The organism is Achromobacter sp. (assembly GCF_032113835.1).
Taxonomy (GTDB): Bacteria; Pseudomonadota; Gammaproteobacteria; order Burkholderiales; family Burkholderiaceae_B; genus Achromobacter.
In genome coordinates, this window is sequence record NZ_DAMCTG010000047.1 from 28,685 (window position 1) to 40,934 (window position 12,250).

At 67.7% G+C, this 12,250-nt stretch carries 10 protein-coding genes and 1 pseudogene; 7 read left to right on the top strand and 4 right to left on the bottom strand.

All coding sequences use genetic code 11. From position 1 onward, the window contains the following. Positions 1-104 precede the first annotated feature (104 nt). The 7 genes from RT697_RS16825 to RT697_RS16855 all read left to right on the top strand — a co-directional run bounded on the left by RT697_RS16825 (position 105) and on the right by RT697_RS16855 (position 9,653). Positions 105-1,892 (top strand): ABC transporter ATP-binding protein, encoded by a 1,788-nt coding sequence (locus tag RT697_RS16825; RefSeq protein ID WP_313700370.1) that lies wholly within the window; start codon positions 105-107, stop codon positions 1,890-1,892. Continuing rightward, a complete protein-coding gene (locus tag RT697_RS16830; protein ID WP_313700371.1) occupies positions 1,886-3,640 on the top strand; it encodes an ABC transporter ATP-binding protein in 1,755 nt (584 codons plus the stop codon). The genes RT697_RS16825 and RT697_RS16830 overlap by 7 nt, the downstream gene beginning before the upstream one ends. Continuing rightward, the gene (locus RT697_RS16835) at positions 3,640-4,581 is read left to right on the top strand and encodes an iron chelate uptake ABC transporter family permease subunit (RefSeq protein WP_313700373.1); all 942 of its coding nucleotides are present in this window, start codon (positions 3,640-3,642) and stop codon (positions 4,579-4,581) included. The genes RT697_RS16830 and RT697_RS16835 overlap by 1 nt, the downstream gene beginning before the upstream one ends. Beyond that, a complete protein-coding gene (locus tag RT697_RS16840) occupies positions 4,578-5,528 on the top strand; it encodes an iron chelate uptake ABC transporter family permease subunit (protein WP_313700375.1) in 951 nt (316 codons plus the stop codon). Before RT697_RS16835 ends, RT697_RS16840 begins: the two co-directional genes overlap by 4 nt. Then, complete coding sequence (locus tag RT697_RS16845) at positions 5,525-6,301, top strand: ATP-binding cassette domain-containing protein (protein ID WP_313700377.1); 777 nt, start codon at positions 5,525-5,527, stop codon at positions 6,299-6,301. Before RT697_RS16840 ends, RT697_RS16845 begins: the two co-directional genes overlap by 4 nt. Continuing rightward, positions 6,298-7,338: a siderophore ABC transporter substrate-binding protein gene (locus RT697_RS16850; RefSeq protein WP_313700378.1), complete on the top strand. Its 1,041-nt coding sequence runs from the start codon at positions 6,298-6,300 to the stop codon at positions 7,336-7,338. Before RT697_RS16845 ends, RT697_RS16850 begins: the two co-directional genes overlap by 4 nt. 98 nt (positions 7,339-7,436) lie before the next feature. After that, positions 7,437-9,653, top strand: a complete 2,217-nt coding sequence (locus RT697_RS16855; RefSeq protein ID WP_313700379.1) for a TonB-dependent siderophore receptor — start codon at positions 7,437-7,439, stop codon at positions 9,651-9,653. Here RT697_RS16855 and RT697_RS16860 read toward each other — a convergent pair. The 4 genes and pseudogenes from RT697_RS16860 to RT697_RS16875 all read right to left on the bottom strand — a co-directional run. Next, entirely contained in the window at positions 9,625-10,515 is an 891-nt protein-coding gene (locus tag RT697_RS16860; protein WP_313700380.1) for a DMT family transporter, read from the bottom strand. The two genes, RT697_RS16855 and RT697_RS16860, sit on opposite strands and share 29 nt — an antisense overlap. Further along, positions 10,502-11,566, bottom strand: coding sequence for a histone deacetylase family protein (locus RT697_RS16865; protein ID WP_313700382.1), 1,065 nt, complete (start codon positions 11,564-11,566; stop codon positions 10,502-10,504). Before RT697_RS16865 ends, RT697_RS16860 begins: the two co-directional genes overlap by 14 nt. A gap of 47 nt (positions 11,567-11,613) precedes the next feature. Continuing rightward, on the bottom strand, positions 11,614-11,904 hold the full coding sequence (locus RT697_RS16870) for a cupin domain-containing protein (protein WP_313700384.1): 291 nt from the start codon (positions 11,902-11,904) through the stop codon (positions 11,614-11,616). A gap of 36 nt (positions 11,905-11,940) precedes the next feature. Continuing rightward, positions 11,941-12,250 (bottom strand): annotated as a pseudogene (locus RT697_RS16875) (ABC transporter ATP-binding protein); the annotation flags it as partial.

The following is a 12,250-nucleotide window of genomic DNA, read 5'->3' on the forward strand; positions in this document are numbered from 1 at the left end:
TTTAACCCGTCCCGCAATTATTTAGTTTATTGACATGCAACTAATTCAAGGATTTAGTTTATAGTGATGCAAATAATTATCAACTTCGTCCTGGTACTTCGTTCATGAGCACTTCCGGAGCCGCGCCGGCCCACCCTCGACAGCCCGGCCCGCTCAGTCTGGTGTTGACCCCGATCCGCGGGCAACTCATCGCCGCAGCCGCGCTTGCCGCGTTGGGCGCCATGCTCACGCTGGCGCCGCTGGCCGCCATCGCGCACATTGCGCGCCTCGTCCTGGAAGGTCCCGCATCAACGGCTCCCGAGCTGTGGTGGACCGTTGCCGCCGCCGTCGTGTGCCTGTTCACCGGCATGGCATTGGTATCGGCCGCCGAGCTGACCGCCCACCTGGCCGACAACCGGATCACGCATCACCTGCGCCTGGCCGGCGCGCGGCGGTTGGCCCAAGTGCCGCTGGGCTGGTTCACGGACCAGGCGTCGGGCGAGGTCAAGCAGGCGTTGCAGGACGACATCGCGACCCTGCACAGCCTTACCGCGCATTTCTTCACGGCGACGGGGCGCGCCGCGGGCGCCATCCTGGCGTCGGCCGCTTACCTGTTCGCGCAGGATTGGCGCCTTGCCATCGCGGCGCTGCTGCCGTTTCCGGGCTTCTTTCTTTTCCTGCGCCGGGCCATGAAGGCCGGCGGCGCGAACATGCCGGTGTTCATCGAACGCCTTGGCCGCCTTAACGGCGCGACCGTCGAATTCGTCAACGGCATTCCGGTCGTCAAGGCGTTTGGCGACGCCGGCAAGGCGCATCGCGGCTACCGGGACGCGGTGGACGGCTTTGCCGCCGCGTTCGCCGAGTTCACCCGGCCGCTGGTCGCGGCGATGGCGCGGGCGCACGCGCTGATCGCGCCGGTCACGGTCCTGGGCGTGGTGCTGGGCGCGGGCGCGCTGTTCGTGGCGTTGGGCTGGATTGCGCCTGTGGACGTGCTGCCCTTTGCGTTGGTGGCGCCGGGCATCTGCGCGCCGATGCTCCTGCTGCACACGCTGCTGCACGATCTGGGCAGCGCCAAGGGAGCGGCGCAGCGCGTGCTGACTCTCATGAATACGCCCGTGCTGGAGGCGCCGGCGGCCGGCCACGGCCAGATTCCGCAAGGGCATGAAGTGCGGTTCGAGGATGTCAGCTACCGCTACGGCGATGGCCACGAGGCTGTGTCGGGCATCACTTTCACATTGGCGCCCGGCACGGTGACCGCCATCGTCGGCCCGTCCGGCGCCGGCAAGTCCACGCTCGCCCGCCTGCTGGTGCGGTTCTTCGATCCGGCGCAAGGGCGCATCATGCTCGGCGGCGCGGACCTGCGCCAAATCGAGAGCGCGCAGCTCTACCGGCGCATCGGCTTCGTGCTGCAGGAGGTGCGGCTGATCCACGCCAGCGTGCGCGACAACATCGCGCTGGGCCGGCCGGGCGCCACCCAGCAGGAAATCGAAGCTGCCGCGCGGGCCGCCAACATTCACGAGCGCATCCTGGCCTTGCCGCGCGGCTATGACGCCGTGATCGGCGAAGACGCGCAGCTCTCGGGCGGGGAACGCCAACGCGTGAGCATCGCGCGCGCCGTCCTGCTCGATCCGCCCGTGCTGGTGCTGGACGAAGCCACCGCGGCGGCCGATGCCGGCAACGAGGCGGCGGTGCAGGAAGCGCTGTCGCGCTTTGCTCAGGGACGCACACTGCTGGTGATCGCGCACCGGCTGGACACGGTGGTTCATGCCGACCACATCCTGGTGCTGGAAGACGGGGTCATCACAGAACAGGGGCGGCACGACGCGTTGCTGGCGCAAGGCGGGTGCTATGCGCGGCTCTGGGCGCAGGGCGGTCACGCGATCGCCACGGCGCAAGAGGAGCCGGCATGGTGAAGACCTTTGTGCGCCTGCTTGGCAAGGATGTCCCGGTGCTGCGCCGCTATGCGTGGCTGGCCGTCGCCTATGGGCTGGTTTGCGGGCTGACCATTGCCGCGACGGCTCCGCTTCTTACCCATCTGCTGGCCGGCGATGCGCGTCAGGCTGCCCCGTGGCTGGCCGCGCTGCTTGCCGGAGTGGCGTGCTGCGGGGCGCTGCGCCTGCCGGTCGAACGGGCCGGTGTCCGCGTGGGCGTCGCCATCCTGCAGGCTGGCCGCCACCGGCTGGGCGACCATGTGGCGCGCCTGCCTGTCGGCTGGTTCACGCCGCAGAACACCGCGCGTCTCAGCCACGTCGTCACGCAGGGCATGATGACCGTGGCCCAATTGCCCGCGCACGTCTTCACGCCGCTTATCGCGGGCGTGGCGGCGCCCGTCGTGCTGGTGATTGCCCTGTTTGCGCAGCATTGGCTGCTGGGGCTGATCGCATTGGCGGCGCTGCCGCTGCTGGCGGGCGTGCTGGCGCTTACCGCGCGGCTGGCGCGGCGTGCCGACACGGCCTTCCACGAGCGCTTTGCCGAAACCAGCCAGCGTGTGGTGGAGTTCGCGCAGGCGCAGTCGGTGCTGCGCGCATTCAGCGCGGAAGGCGGCGGCATGCGGCACTTCGAGCAATCCCTCGAGGCGCAGCGCCAATCGGGAACGCGCCTGATCTGGCTGTCGGCGGCGGCAGCCGTGCTCAATGTCTGGGCGGTGCAGGCTGTCTTTGCCGCCTTGCTGATCGCGGCGGCCCTGTGGCTCAACGGACTGCTGGGCACCGGCGCCGCGGCCGGCGAAGTGGTGGCTGCGCTTGTCGCGATGCTGCTGGCGGTGCGCTACATCGACGGGTTGCTCGAGGTCGCCGGCTATGGCGAAGTCCTGCGCGGCGCGCGTGCCCAGCTGGACGCGATCGATGCGCTCTTTGCCGTGGCGCCGTTGCCGGAGCCTGTCGCACCGCAAATACCACGCGACGCGTCCATCGAATTGCGCGACGTGCGCTTTCGCTACGCGCACGACCAGCCCGACGTGCTGCACGGCGTGAACCTGCGCATCGAGCCGGGCAGCATGGTCGCCCTGATCGGCGCGTCGGGGTCCGGCAAGACCACCCTGGCGCGGTTGATCGCGCGATTCTTTGACGTGACGCAAGGCAGCGTGCAGGTCGGCGGCATCGGCGTGCGGCAGATCGCCAGCGCGCAACTGGCCGGCCACATTAGCCAGATCTTCCAGGACACCTATCTCTTTACCGGCACCATTGCCGACAACATCCGCGCCGGCCGGCCGGGCAGTCAGGATGACGACATCCTGCAGGCTGCACGCGAAGCGGGCGTGGACGAGATCGTCGCACGCCTGCCCCAAGGCATGGACACGCCGGTAGGCGAGGGCGGCGCGCGGCTGTCGGGCGGCGAGCGCCAGCGCATCGCCATCGCCCGCGCGCTGATCAGCGATGCGCCCATCCTGCTGGTGGACGAGGCCACCGCGGCGTTGGACGCAGGCAATCAGGCCGTCATCGCCGGCACGCTGGCACGCCTGCGCGGCAAGCGGACGCTGGTGGTCATTGCGCATCAGTTGTCGACGGTGGCGATGGCCGATGAAATCGCCGTTGTGGAAGACGGCCGGATCGTCGAGGCGGGCGCGCCGGCGGCGCTGCGCGCGAGCGGCGGGCGCTATGCGCAATTCCTGGCGCAGCGCCAGGCCGCCAAGGGCTGGCGCATCGCGGGAGACCGCGTCTGATGCGTGCGGGGCTTTCGGTGCTGTTCGTCGTGCTGTGCGGCGCGTCCCTGCTGATCGGGGCGCGGCAGTTGGCATGGACGCAGCTGTTCACGCTGTCGGGCGACGCGTGGCTGACGCTGACCGCCAGCCGCCTGCCGCGTCTGGCCGCGCTGGTGCTGACGGGCGTCGGCCTGTCGGTGTGCGGCGTGATCCTGCAGCACATCGTGCGCAACAAGTTCGTCGAACCCGCCACTTGCGGCGGGCTGGACGCCGCCAAGCTGGGCATCCTGGTTGCGCTGACGGTGGCGCCGTCGATGGGTCCCGGCGGCCGGATGGCGTTTGCCCTGGCGTTCTGCTTTGCCGCCAGCCTCGCTTTCGTCCTGGTCGTGCGCCGCATCCGATTCAAGAACACGGTGCTGGTGCCGGTGATGGGGCTGATGTCCGGCGGCGTGCTGAGCGCGCTGGCCGAATTCCATGCCTACCGCAACAACATCCTGCAAAGCATGCAGGGCTGGCTGCTGGGCGACTTCTCCAAGATCGTGCAGGGCAACTACGAGATCATCTATCTCATCCTGCCGATCGTCGTGCTGACTTACCTGTACGCGCACCGCTTCACGGTGGCCGGCATGGGTGAGGACATGGCCGCAAGCCTGGGACTGAACTATCCGGCCACCGTCGCGCTGGGCCTGATGCTGGTGGCGGTCACGGTGTCGGCGACGGTCATCACGGTTGGGGCGATTCCATTCGTCGGTTTGGTCGTGCCCAATCTGGTCGCGCTCCACTACGGCGACAACCTGAGCCGCACGCTGCCCGTCGTCGCGCTGGGCGGCGCGTCGCTGCTGCTGGTCTGCGACATCCTGGGACGCGTGCTGATTTATCCGTTCGAAGTGCCTATCGGCCTGACGGCGGGGGGCGTGGGCGGCGTCCTGTTCCTGGCGCTGATTATCTGGAAGCACCGATGAGACGCGCCGCTTCCCGAAACGTCGTGTGGCTGGCGGTCATCGTGCTGGCCGTGGCGTTCGTTTTCTTCCGGTCGGGCCTCGATTTCGACTACGTCATTCCCAAGCGCCTCGCGCGGCTGGCGGCCATGGTGATCGGCGGCGTCTGCATCGCGTGGTCGTCGATCGTGTTCCAGACCCTGACCGGCAACCGGATCCTCACGCCCGCCATCATGGGCTACGAGGCCGTGTACCTGCTGCTGCAGTCCGTGATGATCCTGGCGCTGGGTACGCAAAGCCTGGTGCTGCTGGGGCCGAACGGCAACTTCCTGGTCTCAGTCCTGGTGATGCTGGCGTATTCGTGGATTCTTCATCGCTGGCTGTTCCGCCACGGCAGGCAGAACGTGTATTTCCTGCTGCTGGTGGGACTGGTGCTGACCATGGTGATCGGCACCTTCACGCAGTTCGTGCAACTGAAGACCAGTCCGGGCGAGTTCTCGATCCTGCTCGGCTTTACCCAGGCCTCGTTCGGCAAGGCCGAGCCGGCGCAATTGCTGGCATCCGCCGTCGTCGTCGCCGCCATATGCCTGGCCGGACGCGGGCAACTGCCGACGCTGGACGTCCTGTCGCTGGGGCGGGACCAGGCCATGTCGCTGGGCGTGGATCATCCGCGCGCCGTGCAACTGCACCTGGCCTTGATCGCAGTGCTGGTCGCCGTTTCGACCAGCCTGCTGGGACCCACGGCGTTCATGGGCATCTTCGTGGCCAACACCGCGTATGCGTTGGCGCGCACACGCCGGCACCGCATCACGTTGCCCACCGGCTGCGCAATCGCCGTCGGCATGTTCATCCTGGCCCAGCTCGCGGTCGAGCACGTCTTCAACTACAAGACCACCGTCGGCATCCTGGTCAATCTGGTCTGCGGCGGCTGGTTTCTCGCGCTGATGGCGCGCACGCGGGGCACGGCATGATCACGACCAGAAATCTCTCCAAAAGCCACGGCGCGAAGGCCGTCCTGCGCGACGTCAGCCTGCAGTTCCCCGAGGGCCGGCTGACGTCGCTGATCGGACCGAACGGGGCGGGCAAGACCACGCTCCTGATGATGATGGCGCGCTTGCTGGAGCCGACGCAGGGCGGCGTTTTCATCGGCGACCGCAGCGTGGCGGACATGCGCCGCGCCGATTACGCGCGCCGCGTCGCCACGCTGCGCCAATCGCCCGACTTCAACCTGCGGCTCACGGTGGAAGACCTGGTGGCCTTCGGCCGCTTTCCCTACAGCCGCGGCGCGCTGACGCCGCGGGACCAGCAGGCAATCGACGAAGCCATCGCGTTCCTGTCGCTGGAGCCGCTGAGGCGCGCCTACCTGGACGAGTTGAGCGGCGGCCAGCGTCAGATGGCGTTCATGGCCATGACCATCGCGCAGCAGACCGATTGCCTGCTGCTGGACGAGCCGCTGAACAACCTGGACATCCGGCATGCCGTGCAGATCATGCGCGCGCTGCGCCGCCTGTGCGACGACCTCGGACGCACGGTGATCCTGGTCGTGCACGACATCAACTTCGCGGCCAGCTATTCGGACCACGTCGTCGCGCTGAAGGGCGGGGCGGTGCAGTGCGCGGGCGCGGTGCACGAGGTCATGACCGAAGACCGGCTGCGCGAACTGTACGGGCTGGACTTCGAGATCACGCAGGGTGATCGCGGCCGCCTGTGCAACTACTTCAACCCTCCTGGAGAACTGAAATGATCCTGTCGCACTGGCCGAGGGCGCTGCTGCTTGCCGCCGCGATGGCCTCAACGGCGGCGCTGCACGGCTGCGGACAAGCCACGGACGCGCCCAAGGCCGCCGCGGCACCGGCCGCCGCGGCATCGGCCGCCGCAGCAACGGCCGTCTCTCCCGCGGATGCGCCATCGCAGAATGCCTATGCCCCCATCACCGTCAAGCACAAGCTGGGCGAAACCGTGATCGGCCGGCTGCCGCAGCGCGTGGTGGCCCTGGACATGAACGAAGTCGATTTCCTGGACGAGCTGGGCGTTCCCGTCGTGGGCATGCCCAAGGACTTCGTGCCGCACTTCCTGGCCCGCTACCGCGACGCGCCCGACGTGCAGGACATGGGCGCCATCGTCCAGCCGAATCTGGAGCGCGTGCACGCGGCCAAGCCGGATCTCATCCTGATCACCTCGCTGCAGGCGAACCACTACAAGGAACTGAGCCAGATCGCGCCCACCATCCACTTCGACGTGGACTACCGCGACAGCCAGGCCGACCACATCGAGATCGTGAAGGACCATCTGCTGACGTTGGGGCGCATCTTCGGCAAGGAGGACCTTGCCCGCCGGAAGGCGGCCGATCTGGACGCCAAGGTTGAAGCGGCCCGCGCGCTCATCCGCGATCGCCCGGAAACGGCGCTCGTCGTGCTGCACAACAACGGCGCCTTCAGCTCGTTCGGCGTGCACTCCCGCTACGGCTTCATCTTCAAGGCGCTGGGCGTGAAGCCGGCGAGCCCATCGGCCGATGGCGGCCTGCATGGCCAGCCGATCTCCAGCGAATTCATCCAGCAGGCGAACCCCGGCATCGTCTACGTGGTCGACCGCACGGCCGTGATGGAACGCCGGCCGGTCCTGAACGCCGAGACGTTGGGTAATCCGCTGCTGCGCCAGACGGCCGCATGGCAAGACGGCCGCGTGGTCTTTGCCGACGCCGAGGCCTGGTACGTCACCGCCGCCAGCGTGAAGTCCCTGCATCTCATGATCGACGAAGTCATGAGGCCTTACCGGAACTGAGATCCCAAGACGCCCCGCGTGTCATTGCCGATTCAAACGTAAATGATTCCCAGTCGCCCGTTGCCGGGCGATCCCAGCTCAACTGAACGGAGCATTCCATGAGCAAACGTCGCCATAGCGGCCGCGTCGCACGTCCTTCGCCGCTAGCCGGGCAGGCAAAGCCCGCCTTTTCCTTGAACCCTCTCATCGCCGCCGTGTTCGGCCTCACGCTGGGCGCCGCGGTTGCGACGCCGGTATGGGCGCAACAGGAGGCGGGTGTGAAGACCCTGCCCACGGTGACGGTCACGGGCCAGGCCGACGCGCAGGAGGCGCCGGCCACGCCCTACGCCGGTGGCCAGGTGACGTACGGCGGCCGTGTGGGCTTCCTGGGCGACAAGGATTTCATGGACACGCCGTTTTCCGTCATCAACTACACGGAAAAGTACATCGAGGATCTGCAGGCCAAGGACATCACCGACGTCATCGCCCGCACCGACCCGTCGGTGTTCAGCAACGGCGTGTCGGGCGCGTGGAGCGAGAACTACTCGATCCGCGGCTTCTCGTCCGCCACCACCGACATGACGTTCAACGGTCTGGCCGGCATGGCGCCTTACTACCGGACGTCGCCCGAGATGTTCGAGCGGATCGAGGTCTTGAAGGGCCCGTCGGCCCTGCTCAACGGCATGCCCCCCGGCGGTTCGGTCGGCGGCACGGTCAACCTGGTGTCCAAGCGCGCCGGCGCCGAGCCCCTGACGCGCCTGACCGCCACCTACATGTCGGATGCGCAATTCGGCGGGCACCTGGACATGGGGCGGCGCTTCGGCGAGAACCAGCAGTTCGGCATCCGCTTCAACGGCATGTACCGCAACGGCAACGGCCCGGTCGACGACCAGAAGAAGCGCGCGCAGCTGGCGTCGCTGGGCCTGGACTGGCGCGGCGAGCGGGTCCGCATCTCCGCCGATCTGTACGACACCGATGAGCGCATCGACGGCGTGACGCGCGGCATCAACCTGGCGCCCGGCATCGGCGTGCCCAAGCCGCCCAAACCCGAAACCCTGTTGAATCCGGACTGGGCCTATGTGAAGAACCAGGATCGCGGCGCCATGATCCGCGGCGAATTCGACGTGACCGACAAACTGATGGCGTACGCGGCCATCGGCACCAGCCGTTCCGAATACACCTACAGCGGCGCCATGTCGGCGCAGGTGTTCAACGATGCCGGCGACTTCCGCACGTCGATGGGGCAGCTCAACATGGAGGTGGACAAGACCTCCGGCGACGCGGGCCTGCGCGGCAAGCTGCAGACCGGCGCGATCAAGCACCAGTGGGTGCTGAACGCCACGTACTACTCCGATGACCAGCACGACTACGGCCGCCGCTCGGTGCCCGGCGCAGACTGGGTCACCAACATCTACAACCCCGTCTGGGGGCCGGCGCCCGCCGGCGTGTTTCCGCCGATCATGCACAGCAAAACGCGCATGATCAGCTATGGCCTGGCCGACACCTTGTCCTTTGCCGAGGACCGGGTGCAACTGACGCTGGGCGCGCGCCGCCAGGAGGTCCGCACGGACAGCTTCAGCGTTGCCACCGGCGCGCGCACCAGCCGCTATGACGCCCACGCCACGACGCCCGCCGCCGCGCTGCTCGTCAAGGCCACGGACAACATCTCGGTGTACGCCAACTACATCGAGGGCCTGTCCAAGGGACAGTCCGCGCCTGCCACCGCGGCCAATGCCGGCGAGCTCTTTGCGCCCTTCAAGACCAAGCAGAAGGAGATCGGCCTGAAGGTCGATCTGGGCGACTTCACCCACACGCTGGCGCTGTTTGAAATCGAGCGCCCCAGCAGCTACACCGATCCGGTCACGAACGTGTTCTCGTTCGGCGGCGAGCAGCGCAACCAGGGCGTGGAATGGGGTTTCTTCGGCGAACCGATGCGCGGCGTGCGCCTGATCGGCGGCGTCGCCTATATCGATCCCAAGGTGACGAAAGCCGCCGTCGCGGCCAACGAGGGCAAGCAAGCCACCGGCATCCCCCGGCTGCAGGGCAAGCTTGGGGTGGAATGGGACGTGCCGGCCGTGCAGGGCCTGACGTTGACCGCCAACGCGACCTCGGTGTCCAAGCAGTACATCAGCGCGGATAACTCGTTGTCGGTGGGCGGGCGCACCACGTACGACATCGGCGCGCGCTACGCCACGAAGGTGGCGGACCGCCAGGTGGTGCTGCGCGCCGCCATCAACAACCTGACGAACAAGGCCTATTGGGGCATGCCGCAGCTCTCCAGCCTGGCGCTGGGCGCGCCGCGCACGTTCATGTTGTCGGCGTCGATGGACTTCTAAGGGGGCGCAGCGCCAGAAACACCCCGGCCGCCATGATGAGCCCCATGCCCGCCAGCGCCAGCGCGTCTGGCGGGCGCTGGAACCAGAACGTGCTGAAGCCCAGCGCCAGCAGCAGCTGGAAGTAGTTCAGGGGCGCCAGTGTCGCGGCCGGGACGCGCTGGAAGGCCGCGATCAGCAGAATCTGCGCCAGTCCGCTGCACGCGCCCAGCGCAAGAATGATGGCGGTGTCCGCCGGGCCGGGCCAGGGATCGGGCAGGAAGAAGGGCGCCGGCAGCGCCGTCACGATCAGGCAGATGAAGGCGGTGTACGCATACTGCACCGGCCCCGGCACCTTGTTCGACAGCTTGCGCGTCAGCACCTGGAAGATCGCGTAGCTGACGGCCGACACGGCCATCAGCATCGTGCCCAGCAGAGGCAGGTCGCCGCCGGGCCGCACGATCAGCAGCATGCCGCCAAAGCCCGCAGCCACGGCGCCCCATTGCGCCGCACGGACGCGTTCGCCCAGCATCCAGGGCGACAGCGCCACCATGATGAGCGGGGCCGTGAAGTAGATGGCGGTGGCCTCGGACAGCGGCATCCAGATCAGCGCGGTCATGAAGCACGTGGCCACCGTGGCCAGCATGACGCCGCGCAGCACCAGCAGCGGCTTCTCCGGCGCGTCGCGCAGGCGCAGGCCGCGGCCGTGACGCCACAGCATCCCCATCGCCAGCGTCACCACCGCCAGGTAACGCATCACGTTCAGGAAGGGGGCGGGGTAACGCTCCAGCAACTGCTTGGCGCCCGCGTCGAAGGTGGCAAACGCCACCAGCGCGGCAAAGAACAGCAGGACGCCGGTCTGGCGCGCGCCTTCACGTGCCGCCACGGCCAAAACCCTCAAGGAAGGCGTCCAGCGCCGGTCCGATCGCTTCGACCATGTAGCCGCCTTCCTGCACCACCACCGTCGGCACGCCCAGACTGGCGACGCGCGCGCCGATGTCGCGGTAGGCATCGATGTCCAGCCTGAGCACGCTGATCGGGTCGTCCTTGTAGGTGTCGAAGCCCAGCGGTAAAACCAGCGCTTGCGGCGCATAGCCCGCCAGGGCGTCCAGCGCGATATCCAGCGCCTGCAGGAATTCCGCGTTGCCGCAGCCGTGCGCCAGCGGCAGGTTCAGATTGAATCCCTCGCCCGCGCCATGCCCGCGTTCGTGCGCGTAGCCGGTGTAGAAGGGGTAATACCCCGCCGGGTCGGCATGAAGCGACACGGTCATCACATCCGGCCGCTGATAGAAGATGTTCTGCGTGCCGTCGCCGTGATGCGCGTCCACGTCCAGCACCGCGACCCTGGACCACGTCTGCAGCAGCCGGCTGGCCGCAGCGGCGCTGCTGTTCAGGTAGCAGAAGCCGCCCGCACGATCGCGATGGGCGTGATGGCCGGACGGCCGGCATAGCGCATACGCCACGCCGCCGCCGCCCGCCACATGGTCCGCCGCCGCCAGTGCGCTGTGCGTGGACCGCAGCGCCGAGCGCCAGGTCTGCGGCCCGATGGGGCAGGACAGATCGCTCAGGTAGTACCCGGTCTGCGCCACGATGGACGGCGAGGGGCAAGGGCCGCGCCCGGCGGCGTCGATACGGCCGTTGTAGTACGGCGAAAGATTCGGCAGGACCTCCGGCCCGGGATCGACGCCCGGCGCCTTCAAGGCCTGCCAGCGCACAAAGGCCGTTTCCAGATAATCCAGATAATCCGCGCTGTGGACGTGCTCGAGCGGCTTGCGGCCATAGTCGGCCGGCGCTTCGACCTTGATGCCGCGGGCCGCCAGCGCCTGTTGCAGGCTCTCGGCGCGCGACGGCAGGTCGGTCGGGGCGCTGATGCGGCCCAGCCGCATGAATTGACGGGGCGAATGCAGCAACTGTTCTTCTGAAAAAAACGCCTTCATGGATATCCTCGCTCAGACCGTCCCGGTCAGTGCCAAATGCGCGGGGCTCATGCCCGCTTCAGTTCGATCTCGACGAACACGAATTCCGTGTCGCTGGGATTAATGACGTTGTGCTCGACGCCGACCGGCCGGTAGTACGCCACGCCGGTGGTGAGCTGGCTGGTGACCTGGCCGTTGGGCGTGTCCAGCAGCAGCGGACCGGTCGTCTGCGGCACCACCACGTAGTTCATGCCATGCCGGTGCCAGCCCGTCTCGCCGCCTGGCGGAAAGCGCCATTCGGTGACGGTGACCTGCTCGTTGTCGATCTGCACGGTGGGGATGGCGGGCGGGCGTTGCATAGGAGGTTCTCCTGAATGGCGATGTCGGGGTAGCGGTCAGGCGGCCTGCGCCTTGGTCGGGTCCCAATGCTGGCCCGGCACCGCGGCGATCAGCTGGCGCGTGTAAGCATGCTGCGGGTTGTCGAAGATCTGGGCGGGCGAGCCGTACTCGACCACCTTGCCGCGATGCATGACCAGCACCGAATTGCAGATCTGCGCGGCCACGCGCAGGTCGTGGGTGATGAACACCAGCGCAATCTTCAGCCGCTGTTGCAGGTCGTGCAGCAGTTGCAGCACCTGCGCCTGCACCGAGACGTCCAGCGCCGACACCGATTCGTCGGCCACCAGCACCTTGGGTTCCAGCGCC

What these genes read in the sequence shown, in the direction of transcription:
- RT697_RS16825 (WP_313700370.1), top strand. Translation starts at nt 105, where the DNA reads ATGAGCACTTCCGGAGCCGCGCCGGCCCACCCTCGACAGCCCGGCCCG.
- RT697_RS16830 (WP_313700371.1), top strand. Translation starts at nt 1,886, where the DNA reads ATGGTGAAGACCTTTGTGCGCCTGCTTGGCAAGGATGTCCCGGTGCTG.
- RT697_RS16835 (WP_313700373.1), top strand. Translation starts at nt 3,640, where the DNA reads ATGCGTGCGGGGCTTTCGGTGCTGTTCGTCGTGCTGTGCGGCGCGTCC.
- RT697_RS16840 (WP_313700375.1), top strand. Translation starts at nt 4,578, where the DNA reads ATGAGACGCGCCGCTTCCCGAAACGTCGTGTGGCTGGCGGTCATCGTG.
- RT697_RS16845 (WP_313700377.1), top strand. Translation starts at nt 5,525, where the DNA reads ATGATCACGACCAGAAATCTCTCCAAAAGCCACGGCGCGAAGGCCGTC.
- RT697_RS16850 (WP_313700378.1), top strand. Translation starts at nt 6,298, where the DNA reads ATGATCCTGTCGCACTGGCCGAGGGCGCTGCTGCTTGCCGCCGCGATG.
- RT697_RS16855 (WP_313700379.1), top strand. Translation starts at nt 7,437, where the DNA reads ATGAGCAAACGTCGCCATAGCGGCCGCGTCGCACGTCCTTCGCCGCTA.
- RT697_RS16865 (WP_313700382.1), bottom strand. Translation starts at nt 11,566, where the DNA reads ATGAAGGCGTTTTTTTCAGAAGAACAGTTGCTGCATTCGCCCCGTCAA.
- RT697_RS16870 (WP_313700384.1), bottom strand. Translation starts at nt 11,904, where the DNA reads ATGCAACGCCCGCCCGCCATCCCCACCGTGCAGATCGACAACGAGCAG.